This is a genomic window from Aureibacter tunicatorum, from assembly GCF_036492635.1.
GTDB lineage: Bacteria > Bacteroidota > Bacteroidia > Cytophagales > Cyclobacteriaceae > Aureibacter > Aureibacter tunicatorum.
Map to the genome: position 1 here is coordinate 2,118,863 of NZ_AP025305.1, position 25,260 is coordinate 2,144,122.

Genomic DNA, 25,260 nt, shown 5'->3' on the forward strand with positions numbered 1-25,260 from the left:
TACGGGTGTAATTAAGCATTTGATGTTTATTTTAGTAAGCCTGTACCTATTTTGTAATACTATATATTTTGAAAAGATTAAAAGAATTCGATTCTGTTCCGGCCAGTTTGCTTTTTATGAATTCTGAGGGGCAAATTGAGGAAATAAATGCGCATGCTCTTTCTTTGTTTCACCAAGAAGAAACAGATATTGTAGGACATTCGATTAACAATATATTTGGATTTAATGAAAAATACTCAATTATACGTTTTCTTGAAGAGGTTCACGATGAGCTTGTATTAAGAAAAGAAAAAGTACATACCGTTGAATTGACAGGTTTGAGAAAAGGAGAGAAAGCCCTGTCTTGTAATGTGCACATTTCATTATTTGAATCCGATCGATCGGATGCAGGAATTCCATTGTTTGTGTTATCTGTCGAAGATGTTACTGCTTTGAGAATCAGTAACGAAAAGCTGAAAAGGTATACATATGAATTGGAGCGTAGCAATATAGCATTGGAAGAGTTCGCTTATATCTCATCTCATGACTTGCAGGAACCTCTTAGAAAGATTCAGGCATTTGGAGATAGATTGCTTCAAAGGCATGCAACGCATTTAACGGATCAAGGGAAGGATTATTTGGCTAGGATGCTAAATGCCGCGAGTCGTATGAGAAAATTAATCAATGGCTTGCTGTCCTATTCCAGAGTGGCAAATCAGCAGAATAATTTTCAGCTAGTGGATTTGAATTCTGTAATAAGGGAAGTGTTCTCTGATCTGGAAGTATTGGTTGAGCAAAACCATGCTAAAATCAATACGAAGAATTTGCCTAAAATTGAGGGGGATCCAACTTTGTTGAGACAGTTGTTTCAAAATTTGATAGCTAATGCCATCAAGTTCAAAAAGAGTGATCAAGAGCCAGTGGTTAGTATTGAAGGGTTTGATATCACTGATCCTAAAGCAAACCTTAAACACCAAAGTGTCAGCGCTAAAAATTTTGTGGTAATATTGGTGGAGGATAATGGAATAGGATTTAATACACTTTACCAAGATAAAATATTTCAATTATTTCAGAGATTGGAAGGAAATAAGCATGAAGGCTCGGGAATTGGTTTAGCGATTTGCAGAAAAATAGCTCAAATCCATGGAGGCGATATTGAAGTTGAAAGTCAAGAGGGGAAAGGGACAATTTTTAAGGTGATTTTGTCGTTATCTCAATTGGAGAGCAAATAGCGATATCCTATAAAATTTATATTTTCACGGCAACTTTGATTGATGCCTGATTTTAAATTTTTTTTGAATTTATGATTGTAAATAAAACGATCAAAATTCTCTTGATTGACGATGATGAGGAGGATTTTATCTTAACAAAAGACATACTTGACAATATACCTAATCGACGCTATGTATTGGACTGGATAGGTTCATACAAACGGGGCATGCAAGCAATTCGGTATAATATGCATGATGTCTATTTGGTAGATTACAGACTTGGAATCCACACTGGAATTGAAGTGATCAAGGAAGCGATTGAAAATGGCTGTACCAAGCCTTTGATTTTGTTGACCGGTCAACCTGATCAACAAATCGATGATCAGGCGATAATGGTTGGCGCGGCTGACTACTTGTACAAGGGTGCATTGAATGAGCATATTCTAGATAGATCGTTAAGGTATAGCATTAGGCATAATGAAAATTTGTTGAAGATCAGCAAGCTTAACGAACAGCTAGAAGAAAGAGTTGAGCAAAGAACTCGAGAGCTGGCTCATGCTTTCAAAAAGCTTCAAAGAAATAAAGAGAATTTAGAAAAGCAAATTGATGTTAGGCGTGAAGCTGAGAAGGCTTTAAGGCAAAGTCAGAGGTTGTATCAAGCGGTTGCAAGAAACTTTCCAAATGGGGTTATCATTGTAATCGACAGGGAGTTTGATTTTATTTTCGCGGATGGTCAGGAGTTTAGCAGGTTGGGCGTGGACTATCACTCATTGATGGGTAAGAACATATTATCCATTTTTGATGAAGCTCAAAAGCCTGTTGTGATGGACAGCCTTGGCCATGTATTAAGGGGGAAAAACATCAATTTGGAGGTGGAGTTTTTCAATAGTCATTATCAAATCAATGCTGTGCCATTGCAAAATAGCTTGGGCTTTGTCAAGCAGATAATGATAGTCGCCCAGAATATCACTCAACAGAAAGAGGCTGAAAAGGAGGTCAGGAACATGCTGGCTAAGGAAAAAGAGCTCAATGAGCTTAAGTCAAGATTTGTGGCTATGGCTTCGCATGAATTTAGAACTCCTTTAAGCAGTATACTTTCCTCGGCTTCATTAATCAGCAAATATACTACTGAGGAACAACAGCCAAAACGCATCAAGCATGTTCGAAGAATTAAATCCAATGTGACGAACTTGACGGGTATACTGAATGACTTTTTGTCAATCAGCAAGCTTGAAGAAGGCAAGACAAGAGTGAATGTGGAGAAAATTAACATCACTCAGCTTTCTGAAGAGATTGTTGAGGAGATGCACGTGATTGTAAAAGAAGGGCAAGGAGTCAAGTATAATCATGAGAGTAGAAATGAGATGTTTGATATTGATCCGCATATTTTGAAGAATATCATAATAAATCTTATTTCCAATGCAATAAAGTACTCTCCTGAGGGTTACACTATTGATTTTAATACAAATATTGAAGATGGAAATCTCTTGATAACAGTCCAAGATTATGGATTGGGGATTCCTGAAAATGAAAAAGAGCATTTATTTGAGCGTTTTTTCAGAGCTGCGAATGTTACAAATATTCAAGGCACGGGCTTAGGTTTGAATATCGTGAAGAAATACGTCGATTTATTGGACGGAGAAATAATTTTTAGGAGCAAGGAAGGCGAGGGAACGACTTTCTTTTTGAGCATACCATCAAGCAAAAAAAATTAACCAAATGGCGAACAACAAGATTCTATTAATTGAAGATAACGTTGACATGCGTGAGAATACCGCTGAGATTCTTGAGCTGGCAAACTATGAAGTTATCACGGCGGAGAATGGTAAAATGGGTGTTGAAATAGCGCAAAAGGAATTGCCGGATTTGATCATTTGCGATATTATGATGCCTATGTTGGACGGCTACGGAGTTTTGTATTTGCTAAGCAAAAGCACTGCGACAGCTTCTATACCTTTTATATTTCTTACAGCAAAAGCTGAAAGAGCTGATATTCGAAAAGGTATGAATTTGGGTGCAGATGACTATCTGACAAAGCCCTTTGATGATATGGAGTTGTTGAATGCGATCGAAAGCAGGCTTAAGAAAAGCGAGATTATTCATAAGCATTTCAATCAAGATGTTGAAGGAATAAATAGTTTTTTCAATGAAGCGGTCGAAAATAGCGCTGTGAGAAAACTATCTGAGAATAGAAAAGTAAAGAAGTATAAGAAGAAAGAAATTATCTTCCACGAAGATTCAGTGCCTAATGGTGTGTACTTTATCAGCAAGGGAAAAGTAAAAGGTTTTAAGACAAATGAGGATGCCAAAGAGTATATAACAGGTCTGTATGGTGAGGGAGATTTTTTTGGGCATATGCCTTTATTAGAGCAAACTCAATATACTGAAACCGCCATGGCTCTTGAAGAGTCTGAGATTTGTTTTATTCCTAAAGAGGATTTCTTCGAAATAATGAATACGAGCAAAGATGTCTCGTACAAGTTTATCAAGATATTGGCTAATAACTTGAAGGAAAAAGAAGAAAGATTGTTGAATCTTGCTTATAATACTGTTCGACAGAGAGTTGCTGAGGCGCTTTTGTTATTGGCGGAGCATTATCAAAAAGAAGAATCGAATTCGCCATTTACAATTGCGATAACAAGAGAGGATCTTGCGAATATTGTAGGCACTTCTACCGAGTCTGTCATTAGAACTTTGGCTGATTTTAAAGATGAAGAATTGATTGTTATCAAAGGTAGAAATGTTGAGATTTTGGATTTAGCAAGATTAAGATCAGTAATGAATGGATTTTATTAAATTTTTGAAATAATAATTAGTTTCTATGCGAGGAAATTTATTCGATAATGATGCTTGCGAGGCATTCAACATACTAGATGGTGAATTGATCTTGTATAGAAACTTTTTGCCCATTGAATATGCAAATAATCTTTTTGAATCATGCATCAATGAAGATGGCTGGGGACAAGATGAGATAAAGATTTTTGGCAAGACCTATTTGTCTCCAAGGTTGACCAAATGGTATGGTGACCAAGCTTATGAATATTCTGGACTGAAGCATGAAGCAAAACCTCTGCCTGATTATTTGATGGATTTGAGAATGAAGGTTGAGACCCAAACAGGTTTTGATTTCAATAGTGTGTTGATTAACTATTATCGAAATGGGGATGATGGCATGGGCTGGCACAGTGATGATGAAAAAGAACTGGGAATGAACCCTGCGATTGCCTCATATACAATTGGAGCTGAGAGAAGATTTTCATTAAAACATAAGAGTAAACCACTTAAGCCAGTTAATATTGTACTCCCAAACAATAGTTTGTTGCTGATGTCTGGCCAGTTGCAACATCATTGGAAGCATGCTTTGCCTAAGGTTAGGCATTTGGAAAATCCGAGATTAAATTTTACCTTTCGCAAAGTTTTGAAGCTAACAAAATAGCCTTTTTTAAATACGCAGTCTTATTTATACCCAGAGTTTTTTGCCTTGATATGAGCTTTATTTTTTTTGAAAATTCCGATATTTATTCAGGAGAGGGAGGTAGATCCTTCGATATTAACTTGATGGCGAATTACTATATTGAGAATTATTTAACACCTTCTCCCGTGATTGATAGCACTCTTTCAAGTAAAGGCTCTCAACAGAATAACCTTGATCAAAGTGACAAGGCTGTTGCTGCGAAGTATTTTTTGAAATCAGTGGCGGAAACTCAAGGTAAACTGGATCAATCTTTTTTAGAAGAATATATTAAAGACAGACCTGAATATGTTCAAAATGCTTGTCTGGAAGTGAATGATCTAATGAGTAAAATTGGAGTCGCTAAATTACATGTTCCAGAGAAAAAGAAGATCAAAGATGTTCCATCACTTAAGCAAAAGCATATAGTATTTGATAAGTCTTTAAGAGATTTATTTTATCAGTCTACATATTCCTTTAAGTTAAAGCGAAAAGATCAGTCTGCTTTTGAAAAGTTGCTTAAAAAGTTGGATAGAAAACTTTATAAGACAAACAAGCGAAGCTTGACTTTTGAAATGATCAAAAAGCAATTAGATGCATTATCTGTTAGTGAAGCTCCGGTCGCATTTAGTCATTTGAAGCGATATTTATACTTTTTGACTAAAGTAAGACAGATGGAGTCAATAATTTCAGATAAGCAGATGAATCTTCTCAGAACTTTTCAGATAGACTAAATCAAGTCTTTCTTTTTTTCTTCTTAGCAGCAGGGAATAGAATATTATTCAGAATCAGTCTGTAACCTGGAGAATTAGGATGTAAATTCAAGTCTGTAGGTTCTTCGCCTACAAAGTGTTGGTAATCCTCTGGGTCATGACCGCCATAGAATGTCCAAAAGCCCTTGCCGAATATGCCATGAATATACTTTGCTTCATCAATCGATTTGTTTTCACCCATGATTACCACATCTGATTTGACAAGCTTTTTCTTGTAGGCAGTGGTTTGTCCCATGAAACCTTTGATGATTTGTGAGTGGTTTTGCGTTAACATCGTAGGAATAGGGTCCCATTTCGCTGAGAATTTAAATAAAGAAAAATAATCATTCTTTTCAGTAAGCCCTCTTTCTCTTTGCTGATTGTCAATATTTGAAAATTCGTATTCCAATGGATTTCGTTTGAGTAAAAAGTTCTCAAAGGCGAAAGTTTTTTCAAAGTTTAACTTGCTTTGTGCTTTTGGGTCCGCTGGATCACCATCGTACATTTTTTCACAAATATCTACCCCTTCGGCACTAAGCGCAATGTCAAAAGTATCAGTTGCTGAACACATTGCGAATAGAAATCCACCAGTGCCAACAAATGCTTGTATACGCTTTACGATACCGAGTTTCAAGTGGGAAACTTTATCAAAGCCATGTTTATGAGCTGAAGCCTCAAATTCTTTTTGTTGTTGAATATACCAAGATTGATATCTATAGCTATTATAGAATTTACCGTATTGTCCTGTAAAGTCTTCATGGTGCAAGTGCAACCAGTCATACTCGCCTAATTTGCCTTCCATAATCTCATCATCAAAAATGACATCATAAGGGATTTCTGCATAAGTCAATACTAAAGTTACAGCGTCGTCCCAAGGTTGTTTGCTTTTAGGAGAGTATACAGCGATTTTTGGTTCTTTCTCAAGCTTCATGATATCCATATTCGACGATGGAGAAGCTATTCCTGTTATGATTTGGTTGGCGTCAGCGTCTGAAATGACTTCATAACTTACACCTCTGATGATTAGTTCGTTCTCAAGTTTTTGATAGTGCTTGGACATAAAGCTGCCTCCTCTGAAGTTTAGCAACCAATCCAAGGAGTTTTGATTGTTAATAACCCAATATGCAATTCCGTATGCCTTTAAGTGATTGGTTTGATTATCATCCATCGGGATAAGGATATAAGATGCACTAGCTTGAAATGAGGTAATGAATATGAATATCAGTACTAAGAGTTTTTTCATAACGGGAATTTTGCTTAGAAGCTTCTTGAGATTCTTTTGATTGTACAGGATTATATCGTAATCGGTAATTTATAAAATAATCTTATTATTTTAAACAGTTAACGAAGCAAAAAGTAGCATGTTTGCCTTTGGGCAATTAAAAAGGCCGCATTTGATATATGCAGCCTCATTGTTTATGATTTGTCTATTTCTCTAATCCTTATGAGATATTCTTTGTTGTTTGAAAGCTTATTTAGTGATAGGGACTTTTCAAATAACATGTCGCATGCTTCTGTCAAAGTTTGATTTTCATGAAAATGATCTCTGGCAAAATGCACAAACTTTAAGACTTTGAAGCCATTGAACCATTTATAGAATTTGTCTATGAAAAGAGTTTGGTTCGATGAGTATTTTTTGATTTCGGCTATTTCAAAGGAAAAACTTTCAAATGGCAGGAAAGCCTTTATTGAGTCAGGGAAATTTTGATAAATGTCGTTTAACTCATTCTCTTCAGCAGTATAAATGTTGTCGAGGCTGGAATAGAATTTTTTCAAGTCTTCAAATGACTCCCAGTTATATGTGTAATTGACATCTTTTTTCTTATCCAAGTATTCTCCAATAGCTCTTCCAGTGCCAAAAGGAACTCTGTCTGAAGGCCTAGGGGAAGGTGTGACCTGAGTGTTTTTAATCTCAGTAAAGTTTCCAAGAGGTATGAATTTATGAAGGAAATAAAAGTCCTCTCCAGCTTTTCTACGGTTCATGCCTCCTTGCTTTTGATAAGAATCACACCTTACAGCCATGCTTGATCCGATGGTTTGAAAGGCATGAGGATGGCCTGAGTATCTCATTGCATGAACATAATATCTTAAATGCAACTCATAAGCTGTAATTCCCTGATAAATAGCGTTGTCGAGCGGTCCATCTAGAGGGTGTTCAAAGTGAATAGAGCAAGCAGGGCTTTTTGGGTGTTGCAAAAAATGACTTTCAATAGCTTGCAGGTAATTGTTTGCGCATTCGCTGTCGGCATCGAAGCAATCTATTATGCCGTTGCTTTTGCCGACGCTTTCAAGCCTTCGGACAGCTTCATCCATGCCAATTTTTCTGGCAAGGCCAACTCCCGCATGCTTTTTAGGCATTGGGTTGGCGTAAATAATATGGAATTTTAATTTGTCAGTTGAGTGTGTTTTGGAAAACTCTTTAGCTAATGAGTAAGATTCCTCATTGATGTTTTTAGCATCATCTTCAAGCCCTTCTGGTTCGTTAATAACTACGATTACTTCCACCGAATGCTTTGTTGAAGAGCAACTGTATAAAGCTTCCAAGCTTTTTATCAAATTTGGTTCTTTATATGAGGGGATCACAACGCACATGAATAGATCATCATGTGCGGGTTCTTGTATTAATGTTTGGGGAAGGGCGTACCTTTCTAGATAAATATTTTTGTTCATTCTATTACTTTAAGGAGCAACCCTATTGATTGTCCAATTATTCTTTTCACTGTCAAGTGAGTATACTATTCTGTCATGCAATCTACTAGGTCTTCCTTGCCAGAACTCTACTCGGTTGGGCTTTATTTTGAAGCCACCCCAATGCGGAGGACGTGGCACGTTTTTGATGAATTTTAAAGAGTACTCCAAGAAGCGAGCTTTGATGACATTTTTTGAGTTGATTACTTTGCTTTGCTCTGAAGCCCAAGCTCCAACACGGCTTTTATAAGGACGACTATTAAAGTATTCATCTGATTTGTCTTCTTCAAGCTTGCTGGCGTAACCTTCTATGTTTACTTGCCTTTCAAGCTCAGGCCAGAAAAAGGTCAGCGAGACATATGGATTTTCTTGAATTTGTTGTCCTTTGCGACTGTTGTAGTTTGTGAAGAATATGAATAAGCCGTCTTCAAGGCCTTTAAGCAGTACTGTTCTTGAAGAAGGTCTGCCTTCTTTGGAAGCCGAGGAAATTGTCATGGCAGTTGGTTCATTGACTTCAGCTTCAATGGCTTGCTTTAGCCAATTGTCAAACTGTGTAAAAGGATCATTAGCGCAATCCCCTTTTTTTAGTTCCTTTTGGGAATAATCTTTTCGTATATCTGCTATTTTAGAACTCATTGGCTTAAAATGTTAAAGCTAAAGATTAAGCTGTATTGCTTCTGCATCTTTGTTCAAATATAGTTATAAAGAGGCATTATTATGGCTCTTGTGTTCAAATAGTCAATAGTTTTATTGATATTTGGTTCTATTGGCGGTCCAATTTTATATGAATTGCAAATTTTTGCAAGCCTTGTCCGTTAAGTTATATATGAGATTTGGAGAAGGAAAGTTTTTCCTTGATTATGATTTGATTGTTTATAGTTGATAAATCAATACTGAGTGGATTATTTTAAATTTCAAAACGTTGCAAAACCGAAAGTTGGTGATTTGTTGATTTCAGAGCCTTTTATGCCTGATGATAATTTTTCACGATCTGTCGTGCTTTTGACAGAGCATAATGATAAAGGTTCTGTGGGCTTTATCTTGAATAAGACTTCTGAATTTAAGCTTGATGAGTTGATCCAATTGAAAATGGATAATCCTGTAAATGTATTCAGGGGAGGTCCTGTCGAGCTTGACACTTTGCATTTTATACATCAAAAAAACGATAATCTCAATTATAGTTCTAAAGTAAGTGACAATATCTATTGGGGGCTGGACTTTAATGAAGTATTGGCGTTGATGGAGCTTGATCAGATTGAAATCAACGATTTCAAGTTTTTTATGGGCTATTGTGGATGGGATGCCGGACAGCTGGAAAAAGAGATTTCTGAGAACTCGTGGATTGTATACAGAGGAGGAGGTGTAGAGGAGATTTTTGATACACCATCAGATACACTTTGGTCGGAATTGCTTAACGATATGGGTACAAGGTTTAAAATATATTCGAATTATCCAATAGATCCAAGGTTAAATTGATGCGCCAATTTCTTTTTTGTGTTGTTAATTTTATTACTTTTGCTTTAAGCATATAACCATAAGTAACAAAAATCATTAAGTTATGGAAAACGAGAAAGCCATATCCTCTCAAAAGGATACTCAAAACGAGGAGTCTGTGAATCCTTCATCCGTGGATAACACAGAAGAAACAAGCAATGCAATAACATCTGAAGAGCATTCTGAGGAACTTGAGGATCAAGCCTCGCTAGTTGATGTGGAAGCTTTTGAGAAGATGTCCGTGGATGAGTTGTATAAGCAATTGTCTGACATTAAGGATTCTTCGGATTTCAGATTGATAGATGTAGTTACTAAAGCTGCTAAGCCCGTTTTTGATCAGTTGATTTCTTCAGAAAGAAAATCCGCTTTTCAGAAATTCGTGGAAGATGGCGGTGAAAAGGATGGATTTGAATATAAATTGCCAGAAATAGCTCAGAAATTTGATCAACTACATTCGGAGTTGAGAAAGAAAAGACATGAGCATTTTCAAAATATTGAGAAACAAAAGCAAAAAAATCTTGACGCAAAAAATGCTATGTTGGAGCAGTTGCGTGAATTGGTGGATGGAGAAGAGACAACTTCAAGCATCAATGCTGTGAGAAAGATTCAAGAAGAGTGGAAAGAAATCGGAATGGTTCCACCTGCTTATTCTCAAACTTTATGGGCTAATTATAAAGCCTTGTTGGATAGGTATTATGATAACAGAAGTATCTATTTTGAGCTGAAGGAGCTTGATAGAAAAAAGAATTTGGAAGCTAAAGAAGAGCTTTGCGCAAAAGCGGAAGCATTGGCGAATGTGGAAAATCTTCAAGATGCGATCAAAGAGTTGAACCAGTTTCATGAGGAGTTTAAAACTTTAGGACCTGTTCCAAGAGAAAAGCAAGATGAAATTTGGGATAGATTCAAAGCGGCTTCTGATGTAGTTTATGCAAGAAGAAAGCAGTTTGTCGAAGAGCTGAAGAAAGAGCTGAAGATCAATTTGGATAAGAAGCTTGAATTAGTTGAGAAGGTTAGCGCATATGTGAGCTTTGATTCTGATAGAATAAATGATTGGAATGCTAAAACAAATGAGTTGATGGCATTGCAGTCTGAGTGGGAGAAAATAGGAGGGATGCCTAAGGAAAAAAGCCGTGAGGTGAACAGAGACTTCTGGGGTGCTTTCAAAACATTTTTCCATAATAAGGGTGAGTTTTTCAAACGTCTTGAGAAATTGAGAGCGGAGAACTTGGCTAAGAAAGAAGAATTGGTTGCTAAGGCTGAAGCTTTGAAGGATAGCGAAGATATGGCTGGAACAGCTGAAGAGCTTAAAAAACTGCAACAAGAATGGAAGACTATCGGGCCTGTTCCTGAGAAATTCAGAAATTCTGTATACGAGAAATTCAAAGCTGCTTGTGATGCTTTCTTCAACAAGAGAAGAGAAAATAATAAGTCGGTAGAAAAAGCTTATGAAGAGAACTTGTCGTTGAAAGAAGCTATTTGTGAAAAGTTGACAAAAGCAGCTGAAGAGAAGACTTCAAGTATAGAGGAGTTTGAAAAGCTTCAGTCCGAGTTTGACGAAATCGGATTCGTACCGCGCAAAGCGATAAAGAGCATTCAAGCAAAATATGCAGATGCGTGTCATGCATATCTAGAGTCGCTTGAAGGAGTTTCTGAGCAAGATAAGAGCAAGTTGTTGTTAGAGGCTAAGTATAAGAAAATTCAATCAGCTCCTAACGCTAATGCAAGGCTTAGAAGAATGGAAGGGGATATTAGAGATAAAATCTCGTCAATCGAAAATGATATTTCCACATGGAAGACTAATATAGAGTTTTTTGCTAGTTCGTCAATGGTTGATCAATTGAAAAAAGAATTTGACGGAAAGATCGCAGATGCTCAAAAACAAATAAAGGCATTGAAAGAAGAATTGAAATTGATAAGAAGTTTGTAGTCAATTGATCGTTCTTTGATACTAAATTTTCAAAAGAGTGGATGTTTTCCACTCTTTTTTTTATTTATAAATGTTTTATTTGCGTAATAAATAATTCTATATAATTTTGTGATAGCATTAAGAGCCCAAAAGGGCAGCAACCGAGTAGAACACCACGGTGCTAAGTCGATGCGCCCCTGATCCCGGGGAAAAGAGTTCAGTTAAATCCTGTCTTTTTTCATCGCTTAGCTATACAAGGAGTTTCGAAAAGTGCATTTGATAATGAAAATGTGAGATTAGAAATTATGTTACAGCAAGTGAGTACTTTGGAGATTTTAGAAGATAAAATTAATGTAAGTTTGGATGCGAGATTGCAATCTGATGAGGTGAAGTGTTCATTGCAAATGATGAATGACAATTACTTAAGGGTTGAAATATGTCATAATTCCATTGAGGATAAACTAAACGCGCACCGTATTTGTAAAATGGTTCAATACTATTTAAATCTTCATGAAAAGGATTTGCCTAAAGAGGCTCAATACTTGTTATTCAAATACGAATTGATTGGAAATGATTTTCATAAATTGGAATACAAGACCAATTTGAGGTATATTGACTATAGCTATAAACCGGATTTTTTATAACATGAAAACAGTTTGGGTATTGGGTGCGAACTCTGGACTTGGCATCCCATTTTGCGAGGAAATTTTCAAAAGATGGGGTGAGTGTCACTTAATACTTTCGGGAAGAGATTTATTAAAGCTAGAAGAGGTTGAGGAGAAATTGAAAAAGAAGTTCTCTCGAATTACTTTGCTTCCTTTTGATATTGAAGATTTTGATCAAATCGATAGTGCATTAGTGAAAGTGAATGAGTTGGGAGGAGTGGATATGATGATCTATTGCATAGGCTTGGGACAGAGGTCCAATTTTTTGGAAATGGATTGGAAAGTTTTCAATAAGTTAATGCATGTGAATTTTACAGGAGTGGCATACCTTTTGCGAAAATTCCTGAACATACCACTATCTCAAGGACGTTACGTTGAAATGATTTTTGTTAATAGTATTCAGGCTGTTTTGCCGATTCCAAACAGAACTGCTTATTCAGCATCAAAGGGTGCTCTTAGGAACTTTTTAAATTCTCTGATGCTTGAATTGAAAGGAAAGAACATCAGAATCTGTCAGGTATTTCCGGCTTATATTGATACGGATTTCTCAAGGAAAGCTATGGATAGGCAAGGCAATAAGCATGATCATAAAGATAGCAATCAATCAAAAGGAATGAGGCCTGAGTTAGTGGCCAGAAAGAGTCTTGAGGCGCTTTGGTCTGGTAAAACGGAGCTTATTATATCAAGCTTTAAATATAAAATTATAGCTAAATTTTATAGTTTATTTCCGAATTTGTTTAAGAAATTGTTTATATTGATTCGCGGATGAGGTGTGGTTAAATAAATGAGAAGACATTTGTAAAAATTACATGAAATCTTGGACTAATTAATAAGATAATCTAAGAAATTCTATTTTTTGAAATTTGAAAATGGGGAAAGCAAAAAAGACGGTTAAGAGGACCTTCCGAAAATATGTGATTAATGTGGTCAGCGGGATTTTCTTGTTGTTGATAATATTAATCAGTATGATGTACTATAATTATAAGAGTTTGTCTAACATAGCTCAAAATAGTGTGTCAGCTTATAATCAGGGTATACAAACAGCTAATGAGTTGGAGAGAGTGATCTTTAGCTTCGAAAGAAGTCTTTTGACTTCTGGAGCTCAAGGCATGAAGCGCAATAAAATGAAGAACCTTTTGGATGAGGTTAAAGTCATCAAGGTTGATTTGGAAAGCGTGAAATTTACAGCTTTTCAGATAGAGGCATTGAGAGCTGATATTCTGAATGAACTGGACGGTATAATAGAAGGCTTGGAAACTGACAAGGTTTCTATTTTAATTAGACATTTGAATGCCGAAAAATTGTTTTTGGCTAGGTTTCAAGTTTTGGCTTCTCAACAAGTTCAAAAAGACATAGCAGAGCTAGAAAAAGTACACTCTAGAGTCACTTATATCGGCATATCTTTGGCAGTGTTAGTGACTATTTTAGCTTTTGTTATAGTAATTAGAATATATAACAGGCTTTCGTCTAGGTTTGAGAAAATAAGCTTGATGACAAAGTCTTTGAAGGAAGGGATGGCTTCAGAGCCTATGCCGGTTGGAAATGATGAGTTGGATGTGTTGACAGGTAGGTTGAATGGGCTTTCCGATGCCATGAATGGCATACGTCACTTTGCAGATAGAATTGGAAAGGGTGCTTTTGATCAAAAGATTGAAATTTTTGATAGAAATAGCGACTTGGGAGAGTCTTTGATCAATATGATGTCAAGTCTTAAGGCTGTATCTGATCGAGATAAGGAAAGGAACTGGGTTAATCTTGGTTATGCGGAATTTGGCGAGATTTTAAGATTAAATACGAACGATATTGAAGACTTGTGTGATCAGTTGATACATAAGTTTGTGAAGTACCTGGAAGTTAATCAAGGAGCGATTTTCTTGGTGGAGGATGAGGATAATATGGAGATGAAAGCTTGTTATGCCTATGAAAGAAAGAAGTTCCTTAACAAGTCAATAGCTAAAGGTGAAGGTTTGGTCGGGCAGGTTTGGCAAGAAGGTTATACAAAGTTCTTATCCGATATTCCAGATGAATTTATCAATATTACTTCAGGTCTGGGAAGATCGTTGCCTAAAGAAATTGTTGTGATTCCTTTGAAAAGCAATGATGAAATTATTGGAGTAATAGAGCTTGCTTCATTTAATACGATACCAGAGTATAAGATTCAATTTATTGAAAGGGTAGGAGAGAATATAGCGGTTGCAATTTCTACCGTTAAATCCAATATCAAAACGCAAAGACTGCTTGAAGAGTCTCAAATGATGACTGAGATGCTAAGGTCTCAAGAAGAAGAGATGAGGCAGAATATGGAGGAGTTGGAAGCTACTCAAGACGAAATGTTCAGGACTCAAGAAGAGTTGAGGAAGAAAGAGTCTAACCTTGATGGAATTATAAATAATACCAATGATGCTATTTTGGCTATTGACAGCAATTATAAAGTCATGGTGAGCAATGATGCCTTTGTGAGAACATCAATGATTAGGGGGTATGACGTCAAAGTAGGACTTGACTTGTCTGTTGCGATGCAAAGGAAGTGGTGGAACCAATGGAAGACTATTTATGATAGGGCATTGTCTGGAGAAGTTTTCAAAGCTCGGGTGAAATTGGATATGACAGATGCTGGTGAACAAATGATCATAGAAGCGTCATGTAACCCAATTATGGATGAAATGGATTCCATTATTGGAGCGTCATTCATATTTAGGGATATTACTGATCAAATCAAGAAAGAGATTGAGTCCGATCAAAAGATTTCCACACTTTACAGCATGATCAATAAATCGGATGATACATTTTTTGCGATCGACGAGAAGTACAGAATTCTAGTGGTTAACGATGTGCTTTATGAAAGATATTCTAGCAAAGGAGTTCAGCTTTTGGAAGGCTCCAATGTGTTGGATGTATTGCCTAAAGATACTTTGAAGGTCTGGAAAGATAGATATGACAGAGCCTTGTCAGGTGAATTCTTTGACTTTGAGGAAGACAGGGTTTTAGATGGTGTTAAACAGTATCTAAAAGTAGTTTGTGGTCCGATAGTAAATCAAGAGGGAGAAATATTGGGGGCTACAATTAAGTCAAAAGATATAACAAAGTGGAAGAAAGTTAGCGCTTAGCTTCCGCTTGAATTGTTTTTACCCATGTACTGACAACTAAAACTCCAGTAAGGCATAATACGCCAATTATGATTTGAATGTAGAAGTTGTTCATAAAATATGCTGATAGCGAAGACATGCCGATGATGATCGTGCATATCTTCGCTTTTTCTTTTATAGTCAGGCCTTTTCTGCTCTCGTATTTTAAGATATAAGGACCAAGATATTTGTTAGATATCAACCTCTTGTGAAGCTTAGGCGAGGACCTGACAAATAGCCAAGCTGCAACAAGTAAAAATGGGGTTGTAGGCAGTCCTGGCAATATTATTCCAAATATTGCTAGAACTACGCAAAAGCATCCTAAAGCTATCTGTATTGATTGTTTAATGTTTGTTTTCATCAATTCTTGATTGAAATTCATTCATAAAATCAGATAAAACAAATGGGTCAAGATTTGAGTGGTCGAACATTACCAATAGTGGTATGAATCGTTCATCATTAGTCTGATACCTTTTGCCAAAATAAAAGTATGGTCTTCCAGAGTTTTTTGTTGGAGTATGAAGTTGAAAGCCTGTGAATTGCAAGTTAGGAAGATTTCCAATAAAGTGGGAATTAGCCCATACTAGTTCATCAAGAGGTTCGAATTCTCTCATATTGAATGATTTGTCTACCTTCGAACGATAATTGTTAGTGAATGCAGCGTAATCTTCAATGCTGCCATTTTCGACAATAATTTCAGAGAATCTGGCATCTCCTCCAATCCCAATTGGGGAAAAAACTGGTAGATTATTAAAGATATACCATTCTCCATCTATATTTCTATATCTGAAATATGGATGGTTTTGTGTGGTTTTGATGATATGCCACATCAAGTAGCTAGTAAAAGATGCTCCTATGACTGTGTCGCATTCGTTTTTGTATGTATTATAAGCTTTAGTAATTTCAAGCTGAAGTGTTATTTGCAGGTTTGGTTCTCTAACGAATTCTTTTTTATGAAAAAATTGCAATGACCACTTTTCATAGGAAGAAAGATCTTTTTCTTCGAGTTTGTGGCCATCGTATAATTTGAGAAATTTGCTAAGCTCCATGATTTGTGTGTTTGAAAATTAAGAGTTTCGGTTAAACAAATCTACTTAATTTACTTTTACTTCTTTGAAGTATTGAGAAAATATCTTTTTAGCTTTTTCAATCTCTTCTTTGCTAGGCGGAAGAGTTGATTCTAGCTCGTATTTTAAGCCAAGTTTTTCCCATTTATGAACACCAAGCTTGTGGTAAGGTTGTATTTCGATTTTTTCGATAGTTTTATAATCTTTGAAATGCTGTCCTAGTTCATGTAGAAATTCTTCTTGGTCTGACCATCCGGGTACTAATACATACCTTAGCCACATTGGCTTTTGAGTTGATTCTCTATAATCCGCTAGTTTCAAAGTTGAAATATTGTCTAGTCCTGTGAGTTTTTTATGCCATTCATTATTGATATGCTTGATATCTAATAGAATCAAATCTGTTTCATTTAAAAGGCTTTTAACTTCATCATTGAGCAATCGACCATTTGAATCTAGGCATGTATGAATGTTTTCTGCATGCAATTTTTTGAAAAGTTCAGACAGTACTTTCCTTTGGAGTAATGGCTCGCCTCCTGAAATTGTTACTCCACCTTCTTTTTTGAAATATGGCTTCATATTGACCGCCCGCTTGACGATTTCGTCCAAATCCATTAACTTTCCGCCTTTTAGGTCAAAAGTGTCTGGATTTTGACAGTATAGGCACCTGAATTCGCATCCTTGCACGAAAATCACAAGTCTTATCCCTGGGCCATCGTGTGTGCCAAAAGATTCAATTGAATGTATTCTAAGCTGATTATTTATTGTGGTTGTGGACATATGAAAATGGCTATTTTATACTAAACGAAAAAAGAGAGAATAAATCTCTCTTTTTTTGAATATTTATGTTTCAAGAATTTCTACATATTCTCGTGGAATGTTCTTGAAATTACTTCTAATTGATGTGCTCTAGAAAGTCTTGTGAAGTTAACAGCATATCCAGATACTCTGATTGTCAACTGTGGATAGTTTTCTGGATGCTCGTAAGCGTCGATAAGAGTTTCTCTGTTAAGAACATTGACGTTCAAGTGATGAGCTCCTTTTTCAAAATAGCCGTCCATCATGTGAACTAAGTTCTCAACTTGTGTTTCTTTTTCAGAACCAAGAGATTTAGGAACTATTGAGAATGTGTTTGATATTCCGTCTTGAGCATCGTTGTAATCCAATTTGGCAACTGAGTTCAATGAAGCGATAGCGCCACATTCGTCTCTTCCGTGCATAGGGTTTGCTCCAGGAGCAAATGGAACACCAGCAGCTCTTCCATCAGGAGTTGCGCCAGTTTTCTTACCATATACTACATTGGAAGTAATAGTCAGCAATGACAATGTTGGAGTAGCGTCCTTGTAAGTTTTGTGTTTTTTCAATTCATTGAAGAATTCTCTAGTAACTTCAATAGCAATGTTGTCTACCTTGTCGTCATCGTTACCATATTTAGGATAATCGCCTTCGATTTTGAAATCTACAGTTAACCCTTCTTGGTTTCTAACAGGAGTTACTTTTGCATGCTTGATTGCAGACAGAGAATCGGCTACAATTGAAATACCTGCTGCTCCGTAAGCTACATCGATGCCGTAGTTGCTGTCAATGAAGGCCATTTGAGCTTTCTCATAGTAATACTTGTCATGCATGTAGTGGATGATATACATTGTTTTCGCATATACTCTTGCCACTTCTTGCATTGCTTTTTGGAATGACTCTTTTACTTTCTCATAGTCAAGAACCTCGTCATTCATATCTTCAATCCCATCAATAAGCTTTACACCTGATAGCTCGTCTTTACCGCCGTTGATTGCTAATAATAGAGTTTTTGCCAAGTTAGTTCTAGCTCCAAAGTGTTGGATTCTTTTGCCAATTTCTTGGTATGACACGCAACATGCGATTCCATAATCGTCAGAACCTCTGTTAGGTCTCATCAAGTCATCATTTTCATATTGAACTGATGAAGTGTCCACTGAAACTTGAGAACAGAAATTTTTGAATCCTTCAGGTAGATCTTGCGACCAAAGAACTGTCAAGTTTGGCTCTGGCGCAGGTCCTAAGTTGTAAAGTGTTTGAAGGAAGCGGAATGAAGTTTTTGTAACTTTTGTTCTTCCATCGCTGAATTGACCTCCGATAGATTCTGTAACCCAAGTTGGATCGCCACCGAATATTTCATCATAAGCTCCAGGTCTCAAGTGTCTAACAAATCGTAATTTCATCACGAATTGGTCTATCATTTCTTGAGCATCAGATTCTGAAATCAAGCCGCTATTCAGGTCTTTCTCAATGTAGATATCTAAGAAAGATGAAACATTGCCAAGAGACATAGCCGCTCCATCTTGCTCTTTTACAGCAGCAAGGTATGCCATGTAAGTCCATTGAACTGCTTCTCTTGCATTTTCAGCAGGTCTTGAAAGATCAAGGTCGTAGATTTTACCTAGCTCGATGATATCTTTTAGAGCAAGTACTTGCTTGGATATTTCTTCTCTCAATCTGATGTTTGCATCAGTAATATCTTCACCAACATTACCGTGGTCAGCAACTTTTTGCTTGATCAAGTAATCAGCTCCATATAAAGCCAAGCGTCTATAGTCACCAATTATACGACCTCTAGCATAGTTGTCAGGAAGTCCTGTTAGAATTCCTTTTGATCTGTATGCTCTGATTTGAGCATCGTAAGCTGAGAATACTCCGTTGTTGTGGTCAGTTACGTAATTGTAAAAAATGTTTTTTACCTCAGGGGATACTTCAAGACCTCTTTCTTTCACAGCGCCTTCTACCACTCTGACACCGCCATAAGGTTTCATTGCTCTTTTTAGCAATTCATCAGTTTGAAGACCGACTATAACTTCGTCTTCTTTGCTAATATAGCCCGCAGGGTGGCTTGTGATAGTTGAAACTCTTTCAGTGTCAATCGCTCTGCATCCGTTGTTGTCTCTTTCCTCTTTTAAAGCCTTTGAGGCAATTTCCCAAAGTCTTGTGGTGCGTTCAGTAGGGCCACTTAAAAAAGAAGCATCACCTTCATAAGGTGTTACATTTAGAGATACAAAATTTCGGACATTGATATTGTTTGTCCATTCGCCCTCTTTAAATTTGATTGTTTCAACTGTGTTATTCATAATTATACTTAATTATAAAATGTGTCTATTTTGACTTTCTGAAAGTAACTTGTCTACTTATCATTAACGTATATATACGTGTATATTGTGCCGACAAACAATGCTCCACCCACAATATTTCCTAAAGTGGCAGGGATTAAATTTTTCACGATAAATGTTGTCCAGCTAATATCGGCGCCTAATGTCATCGCATTAGGTATAAAGAACATGTTTGCGATACTATGCTCAAAACCAAATGTGACAAATGTCATGACTGGGAACCAAATAGCTAGTACTTTGCCAGTTACGTCTTTGGCTGCAATAGCCGACCAAGCAGCTAGGCATACTAGCCAATTCGCTCCGACACCTTTCCAAAATGTCTTAAAGAATGGGTTGCTCGTTTTAGCTATCGCAATGTCTATTGACGCTGTTGAAAATGGTTCGGGTTTTAATATCCCAGTGAGATAGGTAATGAAGTAGACGACAAATAAAGCACCTATAAAATTACCGAAATAAGATAATGTCCATACCTTTAAAAGCTTGGAAGGCTTCATTTCTTTTTTTAGTACTGGAATTGTCATGATTGCGCAATCACTAGTGAATAAGTCTGCGCCAGCGATGATTACTAATATCAGGCCAACTGGAAAGACAGCACCAAACATGAATTTTTGCAAGCCGGGATTTGCAGCTGCGATTTCAGGTGAACCGCCACCAACGATGATAGCTAATATACTTCCAAATGCGACAAAAGCTCCTCCAAGAAAACTTAGTAGTAAAAATTTGTCAATGGAGTAAGCACTTTTTTGAAAGGCTGTGTCTTTTGCTTGATAGGCAATTTCTTTCGGAGTGAAAATTCCCATGTGAATGCTTTATTTAAATCCTTTTGCTAAACGCGATGCAAAGAAAACGGATAGATAAAGCAAAAATTGCAACAGATGTCATGCGAAAACATGATATATGTTAGTAAAATAAAACGTGTTTTGTTGGGTGTTTGAAAAGTTATATTGCTGCCTCGCTTGTGTATGCTTCTGTTACATCAGATTGTCTAAAAGGGTGGATTGGAAGTGTGATAATAAAGGTTGTGCCAATGTTTGGTGTGCTTGATACAGTAATGTCACCTTTGAGCTTTTTGATCAAAGCGTAAGTTATGGATAATCCTAATCCTGTGGAGTTTTCACCCGCTGTAGGTTTAGAATTTATTTTCGGGAACTTTTTGAATAGTTGCTTTTGGTCTTCTTCTAATATTCCGATACCTTGATCTTTAATAATCAAGGTATAGAATTCATCAGATGTCCTTTGTGCAGAAATATGGATTTTTTTATCAGGAAATGAAAACTTGATCGCATTTGAGATAAGGTTGTCCAGAATTCTATTCAAGAACATGGGATCTGTGAATACTTCCAATGGTTGATTCTCAGGAGTGAAAATGATCTCAATATTTTTCTTAGCCGCTAAACTGATAAACGTTCGTATGTTGTTGTTAAGAAAAAGGTTGATTTCAATTTTCTTTACATTAAGGTTTGTTTCATGGTTCTCAATATAATCTGAAAAAAGCAAATCTCTGATGAGCATGTCTCCATTGGATATAACCTCTTCAATGATATCGATATACCCTTGTTGTTCTTTGTTTAGCTCGCCATATAGATTTATTAGTTGGCTTAAGTTTTTTACTTTATTTAGAGGAGATCTCAAGTCATGAGCAACAATTGAAATTAAACGATCTTTTTCTGCGACTTTGTTTTCCAGGTTTTTAACTTCTTTTCTTAATGCGGAAGTTTCTGTGCTAAGTTTTTTATTAAGAGAGTCAGCATCTTTAAGTTTAAAGTTTTGCTTTTTGGTTATGTGCTTAGACTTTCTTTTGCTGAATATCAAGTAAATAATAATAGCTGTGATAATTGAAAAAAAGATAATAAGATAAGCCAACAACTTTTTAAGAAATACAACTTTTGTATGTTGGTTGGATAAGTTTTTTTGAAGGGTGTCGATTTCTACGTTCTGAATAATGCTTTTATAATCAGTAATGTCAAGAGAGTCTGATGGGGAAATTATTTCAGCTTTACTAATGGCTAGTTGTTCATTATTGAAAAGAATATGTCTATTGAGTTGCTGATAGGCTTGATGGTATCGTCTTCTTTTTTCACTGATTTTTGAGGCGTGTTCAAAAGCTTTAGCAAGTTGTCCCTTGTTTTTATTTTGTTTTGCAATTTCAATAGAGAAATCTGAAAATTTAACCGCTTTGAAAATATGATTTAATCCGAGATGAGACTTTGATAAGTATAATAAAGCTTTGAATTCTTGATCCGTATTAATATCTGCCACGCCAGTATCAAAGGCTAAGGTCAGTTGTTGAATTGACTTTTCGTATTCTTCTAAATAATATAATGATTTCCCTATGCCGATTCTATTCTCTATGATCATGTCATGAGGGGGTTTAAGCTGGCTTAACGCGTTAGTGAAGTTTGATAAAGCCTTGTCATATTCTTGAAGATCAAAGTGAGCTATTGCTAATTTATGGTAAATGCTTGCTAGCTCAGTTAAATCGGAATTAGACTTTAAAAAGGGTAAACATTTTTCATAATTACTGATGCTTTCTTGGTACTTGCCTAGACAATGGTATGCAGAACCCAATTGCTTATAAGCTTCAAGTTTTAAATTTGAATAAAAATTGTCTTTAGCGATTTGCAAAGCTCTTTTTGTGCACGAAATAGTAAGTTCTTTTCTGTTTGTAGCAAGTCCTAGACTTCCCAAAGTAAGCAATGACTCTGCATGCAGAAACTTTAAACGGTCATCATTAATTGATATAGAAAGGCTTCTCTTAAGATTGTGGTGAGCCTCTTTGTACTGTTTATTCTCTAAATAGATTTTACCTAGCCTGTTCAGGCTTTCACAGATTATGGCTTTGTTGTTCAGGCTTTTCGCATTTTCTAGTTTCTTCCTGATTTGTGTGATTTCATTGACTGTGTGTGAGTTTTCAAGAGGTGGGTTTTCTGTAGAATATTTTTCATAGCTGGTTTCATCACCTGATTTCTTGCTGTTGAAACCATTGGCGAAAACCAATTGAGTGGTGCTTAATACTATAAAAATGATATTCCGTAAAATTTGCATTTGAGTATTCGCTATTGCAAAAGAAGTATATATTATTCTTCTTGAAAGTCGTATTTAAGTACAAGTTCTAAAAAATTTATATAAAAACAAGTAATAGATGAATAATATTGGTTTTTGAAGACTTTCTTTTTTGTTGAGCTAATATTATGTTGTTCATCAAACGTAAAAATCTTGATGGTATAATGTTTGACTTAAATAATCTTTTTTTGTACTTTAATTCAATGTGTTGAAAGGGCTTGTCAATTTCAATTGGTTTTCTAAAGTCATTCAAATTGGATTGGTAATTGAAGGGGAGACAATGAGGTGAAGCTGCTTGCTTTTTCGAACAATTTATTCTAAAACGAGTTAATACATTACTATGAAAAATTTGATTACAAAATTATTTGCAGTCGCCATATTTGTTGGAGCATCTGTTGTTAGTGTGCTTGGCCAAGGTATAGCGAATCATCCGTTTGACAGAGATGTTTTCGAAGGATACATTATAACATCTACAAGCGACACAATTTCTGGAGCTTTAGACTTAAGTCAACTTCCAGAATATGTTGTTGTATGGAATGGTGATGCACAGGGAAATAGAGTTAAATATAGATCCGCTGAAATAGTTAGAGCCAAAATTGAGAATAAGATTTTCACAAGAGTATATGACAAAAATAATGGGGAATTTGGATCTCCAATGAGTAAGATGATGGAAGTGGTAGTTGAAGGTCCAGTAAGTGTGTATAAGAATTATCAAATGGATTACGATCCAACAAGAAATTTACAGTCTTGGGTAGTAACTACAGTTGTTCAAAAGGAAGGCGAGCCTCCATTTACAGCACAAGGAGAACTCTTTACTGCATTTAAGAAAAAAATGAGCGAATCAGTAAAAGATAATCAGAACATTGCTCAAAAAGTAATGGCTAAGGAAGAAGGATATAAAAAGAAAGATGTTGACCTAATTGCTAAGGAATATAATGAATGGCATACCAATCAAGCTAAAGCAGAATTAACGTATTAATTATACAATAAAGTAAAGGCCCTTATATTGAAAGGGTCTTTTTTATACTTAATCATTTAATTTAACATAATGTTTTTTTAGATGGGTTGGATAAATATAAATAATACAAAAAGCTCGCTTCAGGTTTTTTGAAAAAATTATTATTTTAAATTAAAATCCATTAATTTTTGGAAGAGGAAAGGTAGAGGTGATTGGGAATTGCTCAAATCATTCAAAATATGCTTTCAGAAGACAATATTATTTTAAAAACAGATTCGTATAAGACTACGCATTGGAAACAGTATCCTCCTAAAACAGAGTTTGTTTATTCCTATTTGGAAAGTAGAGGAGGTAAGTTCCCTAAAACTTTATTTTTTGGGCTTCAATACATCTTGAAAAAACATTTTTTGGGACAACAAGTAACAAAGGCGAAAATTGATGAGGCGCAAGAGTTCTGGAATAACCATTTTGGCTTTGATGCATTTAATCGAGCTGGCTGGGAGTATATATTGAATAAACATGACGGAGTGTTGCCAATTAGAGTTAAAGCCGTTGCCGAAGGAACTAGCGTTCCCATAGAAAATGTGCTATTAACTATTGAAAATACGGACCCCAATTTATATTGGTTGACGAATTATTTGGAAACATTATTAGTACAGGTTTGGTATCCGACAACTATTGCAACAAATAGTTTTGAGTGCAAGTCTTTAATAAAAAGATATCTTGAAAGCACTTCTGAATTTCCAGAGGAAGTTTTGCCTACTAGGTTGCATGATTTTGGATTCAGGGGCGTAAGTTGTTTTGAACAGTCAGCTTTAGGATCAGCTGCTCATTTGGTTAATTTCTCAGGAACAGATACCCCAACAGGAATTATCCTAGCTCAAAATTATTATGCCGCAGATATGTGTGGCCATTCGATTCCAGCTAGTGAACACTCATCGATTACTACTTGGGGAAAGGAACATGAAAAAGACGCGTATAGAAATATTTTAACACAATTTCCACAAGGATTAGTCGCATGTGTATCTGATAGTTATGATGTATATCATGCTGTCGAAAAGTTTTGGGGGGAAGATTTGAAAAGCGAAATATTAAGCAGAAACGGAGTGCTTGTTATAAGACCGGATAGCGGCGACCCTGTTGAGGTCAATTCAAGAATTTTTGAATTGTTATGGGATAAGTTTGGAGGTCGTTATAACCAGAAAGGATATAGGGTATTGGATAATCATGTGAGAGTTATACAAGGTGATGGAGTTGATATCAATACTATTGAAAAAGTGTTGTTGATGATGAAAAACAGAGGTTTTTCTGCTGAAAATATTGCTTTTGGAAGTGGAGGGGGGTTATTGCAGAAATTTGATAGAGATACTCAAAAGTTTGCAATGAAATGCAGTTTTGCTCAGATTAATGGAGAGGGGACTAATGTTTTTAAAGACCCAATTACCAGCAAGGCAAAAAGATCAAAAAGAGGTAGATTGAAACTGCATCCCGAAAATAGCCATTTTCGAACAATTAGCTCTGCGGAGATGTCTCCCCAAATGTATCATTCTTATTGTGATAAATTGGAAGTTGTATTTGAGAATGGTGAACTATTGGTCGATTCAAGGTTTGATGAAATAAAAGAGAGAGCAAATAAATATTTATCGGTATCCACTTATGCTTAAAATGCTGAAATTATCTGTTGAGAGGAAGTGTTAGGGCTTGGTTTGCTCCTTTTTATAAGTGGCGGATGTGAATGGATATTGATAATATTAGATTTTAAAACTG

General features: G+C 36.0%; 21 protein-coding genes and 1 riboswitch. Of the genes, 12 read left to right on the top strand and 9 right to left on the bottom strand.

Going from position 1 to position 25,260, the window contains the following annotated elements:
- Positions 1 to 68 precede the first annotated feature (68 nt).
- The 5 genes from AABK36_RS09025 (at position 69) to AABK36_RS09045 (ending at position 5,375) form a co-directional block, all read left to right on the top strand.
- Entirely contained in the window at positions 69 to 1,211 is a 1,143-nt protein-coding gene (locus AABK36_RS09025; RefSeq protein ID WP_309939602.1) for a sensor histidine kinase, read from the top strand.
- 71 nt (positions 1,212 to 1,282) lie between these two features.
- Positions 1,283 to 2,905, top strand: a complete 1,623-nt coding sequence (locus tag AABK36_RS09030; protein ID WP_309939603.1) for a sensor histidine kinase — start codon at positions 1,283 to 1,285, stop codon at positions 2,903 to 2,905.
- A 4-nt stretch (positions 2,906 to 2,909) separates the two neighbouring features.
- Positions 2,910 to 3,986 (top strand): response regulator, encoded by a 1,077-nt coding sequence (locus tag AABK36_RS09035; protein WP_309939605.1) that lies wholly within the window; start codon positions 2,910 to 2,912, stop codon positions 3,984 to 3,986.
- Positions 3,987 to 4,011: 25 nt separating this feature from the next.
- Positions 4,012 to 4,626, top strand: coding sequence for an alpha-ketoglutarate-dependent dioxygenase AlkB family protein (locus tag AABK36_RS09040; protein ID WP_309939607.1), 615 nt, complete (start codon positions 4,012 to 4,014; stop codon positions 4,624 to 4,626).
- A 50-nt stretch (positions 4,627 to 4,676) separates the two neighbouring features.
- Positions 4,677 to 5,375 (top strand): hypothetical protein, encoded by a 699-nt coding sequence (locus tag AABK36_RS09045; RefSeq protein WP_309939608.1) that lies wholly within the window; start codon positions 4,677 to 4,679, stop codon positions 5,373 to 5,375.
- 1 nt (position 5,376) lies between these two features.
- Here AABK36_RS09045 and AABK36_RS09050 read toward each other — a convergent pair whose 3' ends face one another.
- From AABK36_RS09050 to pdxH, 3 genes are all read right to left on the bottom strand, one after another.
- Complete coding sequence (locus AABK36_RS09050; protein WP_309939609.1) at positions 5,377 to 6,636, bottom strand: asparagine synthetase B; 1,260 nt, start codon at positions 6,634 to 6,636, stop codon at positions 5,377 to 5,379.
- A 173-nt stretch (positions 6,637 to 6,809) separates the two neighbouring features.
- Positions 6,810 to 8,063, bottom strand: a complete 1,254-nt coding sequence (locus tag AABK36_RS09055) for a glycosyltransferase family 2 protein (RefSeq protein ID WP_309939610.1) — start codon at positions 8,061 to 8,063, stop codon at positions 6,810 to 6,812.
- Positions 8,064 to 8,072: 9 nt separating this feature from the next.
- The gene (pdxH, locus tag AABK36_RS09060) at positions 8,073 to 8,717 is read right to left on the bottom strand and encodes a pyridoxamine 5'-phosphate oxidase (protein WP_309939611.1); all 645 of its coding nucleotides are present in this window, start codon (positions 8,715 to 8,717) and stop codon (positions 8,073 to 8,075) included.
- A gap of 261 nt (positions 8,718 to 8,978) precedes the next feature.
- On the opposite strand from pdxH, the gene AABK36_RS09065 reads away from it, so the two are divergent.
- From AABK36_RS09065 to AABK36_RS09085, 5 genes are all read left to right on the top strand, one after another.
- On the top strand, positions 8,979 to 9,557 hold the full coding sequence (locus AABK36_RS09065; RefSeq protein WP_309939612.1) for a YqgE/AlgH family protein: 579 nt from the start codon (positions 8,979 to 8,981) through the stop codon (positions 9,555 to 9,557).
- An 82-nt stretch (positions 9,558 to 9,639) separates the two neighbouring features.
- Complete coding sequence (locus AABK36_RS09070) at positions 9,640 to 11,502, top strand: DUF349 domain-containing protein (RefSeq protein WP_309939613.1); 1,863 nt, start codon at positions 9,640 to 9,642, stop codon at positions 11,500 to 11,502.
- Between the two features lie 109 nt (positions 11,503 to 11,611).
- A riboswitch (SAM-I-IV-variant riboswitch) is annotated at positions 11,612 to 11,706 on the top strand.
- A gap of 80 nt (positions 11,707 to 11,786) precedes the next feature.
- A complete protein-coding gene (locus AABK36_RS09075; RefSeq protein WP_309939614.1) occupies positions 11,787 to 12,125 on the top strand; it encodes a hypothetical protein in 339 nt (112 codons plus the stop codon).
- Between the two features lies 1 nt (position 12,126).
- Positions 12,127 to 12,915 (top strand): SDR family NAD(P)-dependent oxidoreductase, encoded by a 789-nt coding sequence (locus tag AABK36_RS09080; protein ID WP_309939615.1) that lies wholly within the window; start codon positions 12,127 to 12,129, stop codon positions 12,913 to 12,915.
- 100 nt (positions 12,916 to 13,015) lie between these two features.
- Positions 13,016 to 15,253 carry a PAS domain S-box protein gene (locus AABK36_RS09085; protein ID WP_309939616.1) on the top strand — a complete coding sequence of 746 codons (2,238 nt, stop codon included), beginning with the start codon at positions 13,016 to 13,018 and terminating at the stop codon, positions 15,251 to 15,253.
- On the opposite strand, the gene AABK36_RS09090 is transcribed toward AABK36_RS09085, so the two are convergent.
- The 6 genes from AABK36_RS09090 to AABK36_RS09115 form a co-directional block, all read right to left on the bottom strand.
- Positions 15,243 to 15,632 carry a YbaN family protein gene (locus tag AABK36_RS09090; RefSeq protein ID WP_309939617.1) on the bottom strand — a complete coding sequence of 130 codons (390 nt, stop codon included), beginning with the start codon at positions 15,630 to 15,632 and terminating at the stop codon, positions 15,243 to 15,245. The genes AABK36_RS09085 and AABK36_RS09090 overlap by 11 nt on opposite strands.
- Positions 15,616 to 16,320, bottom strand: a complete 705-nt coding sequence (locus tag AABK36_RS09095) for a CatA-like O-acetyltransferase (protein ID WP_309939620.1) — start codon at positions 16,318 to 16,320, stop codon at positions 15,616 to 15,618. The genes AABK36_RS09090 and AABK36_RS09095 overlap by 17 nt, the downstream gene beginning before the upstream one ends.
- Positions 16,321 to 16,365: 45 nt before the next feature.
- Positions 16,366 to 17,115: a pyruvate formate-lyase-activating protein gene (gene pflA, locus AABK36_RS09100; RefSeq protein ID WP_309939622.1), complete on the bottom strand. Its 750-nt coding sequence runs from the start codon at positions 17,113 to 17,115 to the stop codon at positions 16,366 to 16,368.
- Positions 17,116 to 17,195: 80 nt separating this feature from the next.
- Complete coding sequence (gene pflB, locus AABK36_RS09105) at positions 17,196 to 19,433, bottom strand: formate C-acetyltransferase (RefSeq protein WP_309939623.1); 2,238 nt, start codon at positions 19,431 to 19,433, stop codon at positions 17,196 to 17,198.
- A 53-nt stretch (positions 19,434 to 19,486) separates the two neighbouring features.
- Positions 19,487 to 20,272 carry a formate/nitrite transporter family protein gene (locus AABK36_RS09110; RefSeq protein ID WP_309939624.1) on the bottom strand — a complete coding sequence of 262 codons (786 nt, stop codon included), beginning with the start codon at positions 20,270 to 20,272 and terminating at the stop codon, positions 19,487 to 19,489.
- A gap of 139 nt (positions 20,273 to 20,411) precedes the next feature.
- Entirely contained in the window at positions 20,412 to 22,517 is a 2,106-nt protein-coding gene (locus AABK36_RS09115) for an ATP-binding protein (RefSeq protein ID WP_309939625.1), read from the bottom strand.
- A gap of 358 nt (positions 22,518 to 22,875) precedes the next feature.
- On the opposite strand from AABK36_RS09115, the gene AABK36_RS09120 reads away from it, so the two are divergent.
- The gene (locus AABK36_RS09120; RefSeq protein ID WP_309939626.1) at positions 22,876 to 23,514 is read left to right on the top strand and encodes a hypothetical protein; all 639 of its coding nucleotides are present in this window, start codon (positions 22,876 to 22,878) and stop codon (positions 23,512 to 23,514) included.
- Positions 23,515 to 23,732: 218 nt separating this feature from the next.
- Entirely contained in the window at positions 23,733 to 25,157 is a 1,425-nt protein-coding gene (locus tag AABK36_RS09125; RefSeq protein ID WP_309939627.1) for a nicotinate phosphoribosyltransferase, read from the top strand.
- Positions 25,158 to 25,260 lie beyond the last annotated feature (103 nt).

What these genes read in the sequence shown, in the direction of transcription:
- AABK36_RS09120 (WP_309939626.1), top strand. Translation starts at nt 22,876, where the DNA reads ATGAAAAATTTGATTACAAAATTATTTGCAGTCGCCATATTTGTTGGA.
- AABK36_RS09045 (WP_309939608.1), top strand. Translation starts at nt 4,677, where the DNA reads ATGAGCTTTATTTTTTTTGAAAATTCCGATATTTATTCAGGAGAGGGA.
- AABK36_RS09040 (WP_309939607.1), top strand. Translation starts at nt 4,012, where the DNA reads ATGCGAGGAAATTTATTCGATAATGATGCTTGCGAGGCATTCAACATA.
- AABK36_RS09035 (WP_309939605.1), top strand. Translation starts at nt 2,910, where the DNA reads ATGGCGAACAACAAGATTCTATTAATTGAAGATAACGTTGACATGCGT.
- pdxH (WP_309939611.1), bottom strand. Translation starts at nt 8,717, where the DNA reads ATGAGTTCTAAAATAGCAGATATACGAAAAGATTATTCCCAAAAGGAA.
- AABK36_RS09050 (WP_309939609.1), bottom strand. Translation starts at nt 6,636, where the DNA reads ATGAAAAAACTCTTAGTACTGATATTCATATTCATTACCTCATTTCAA.
- AABK36_RS09085 (WP_309939616.1), top strand. Translation starts at nt 13,016, where the DNA reads ATGGGGAAAGCAAAAAAGACGGTTAAGAGGACCTTCCGAAAATATGTG.
- AABK36_RS09070 (WP_309939613.1), top strand. Translation starts at nt 9,640, where the DNA reads ATGGAAAACGAGAAAGCCATATCCTCTCAAAAGGATACTCAAAACGAG.
- AABK36_RS09125 (WP_309939627.1), top strand. Translation starts at nt 23,733, where the DNA reads ATGCTTTCAGAAGACAATATTATTTTAAAAACAGATTCGTATAAGACT.
- pflB (WP_309939623.1), bottom strand. Translation starts at nt 19,433, where the DNA reads ATGAATAACACAGTTGAAACAATCAAATTTAAAGAGGGCGAATGGACA.
- pflA (WP_309939622.1), bottom strand. Translation starts at nt 17,115, where the DNA reads ATGTCCACAACCACAATAAATAATCAGCTTAGAATACATTCAATTGAA.
- AABK36_RS09095 (WP_309939620.1), bottom strand. Translation starts at nt 16,320, where the DNA reads ATGGAGCTTAGCAAATTTCTCAAATTATACGATGGCCACAAACTCGAA.
- AABK36_RS09115 (WP_309939625.1), bottom strand. Translation starts at nt 22,517, where the DNA reads ATGCAAATTTTACGGAATATCATTTTTATAGTATTAAGCACCACTCAA.
- AABK36_RS09030 (WP_309939603.1), top strand. Translation starts at nt 1,283, where the DNA reads ATGATTGTAAATAAAACGATCAAAATTCTCTTGATTGACGATGATGAG.
- AABK36_RS09080 (WP_309939615.1), top strand. Translation starts at nt 12,127, where the DNA reads ATGAAAACAGTTTGGGTATTGGGTGCGAACTCTGGACTTGGCATCCCA.
- AABK36_RS09055 (WP_309939610.1), bottom strand. Translation starts at nt 8,063, where the DNA reads ATGAACAAAAATATTTATCTAGAAAGGTACGCCCTTCCCCAAACATTA.
- AABK36_RS09110 (WP_309939624.1), bottom strand. Translation starts at nt 20,272, where the DNA reads ATGGGAATTTTCACTCCGAAAGAAATTGCCTATCAAGCAAAAGACACA.
- AABK36_RS09090 (WP_309939617.1), bottom strand. Translation starts at nt 15,632, where the DNA reads ATGAAAACAAACATTAAACAATCAATACAGATAGCTTTAGGATGCTTT.
- AABK36_RS09075 (WP_309939614.1), top strand. Translation starts at nt 11,787, where the DNA reads ATGTTACAGCAAGTGAGTACTTTGGAGATTTTAGAAGATAAAATTAAT.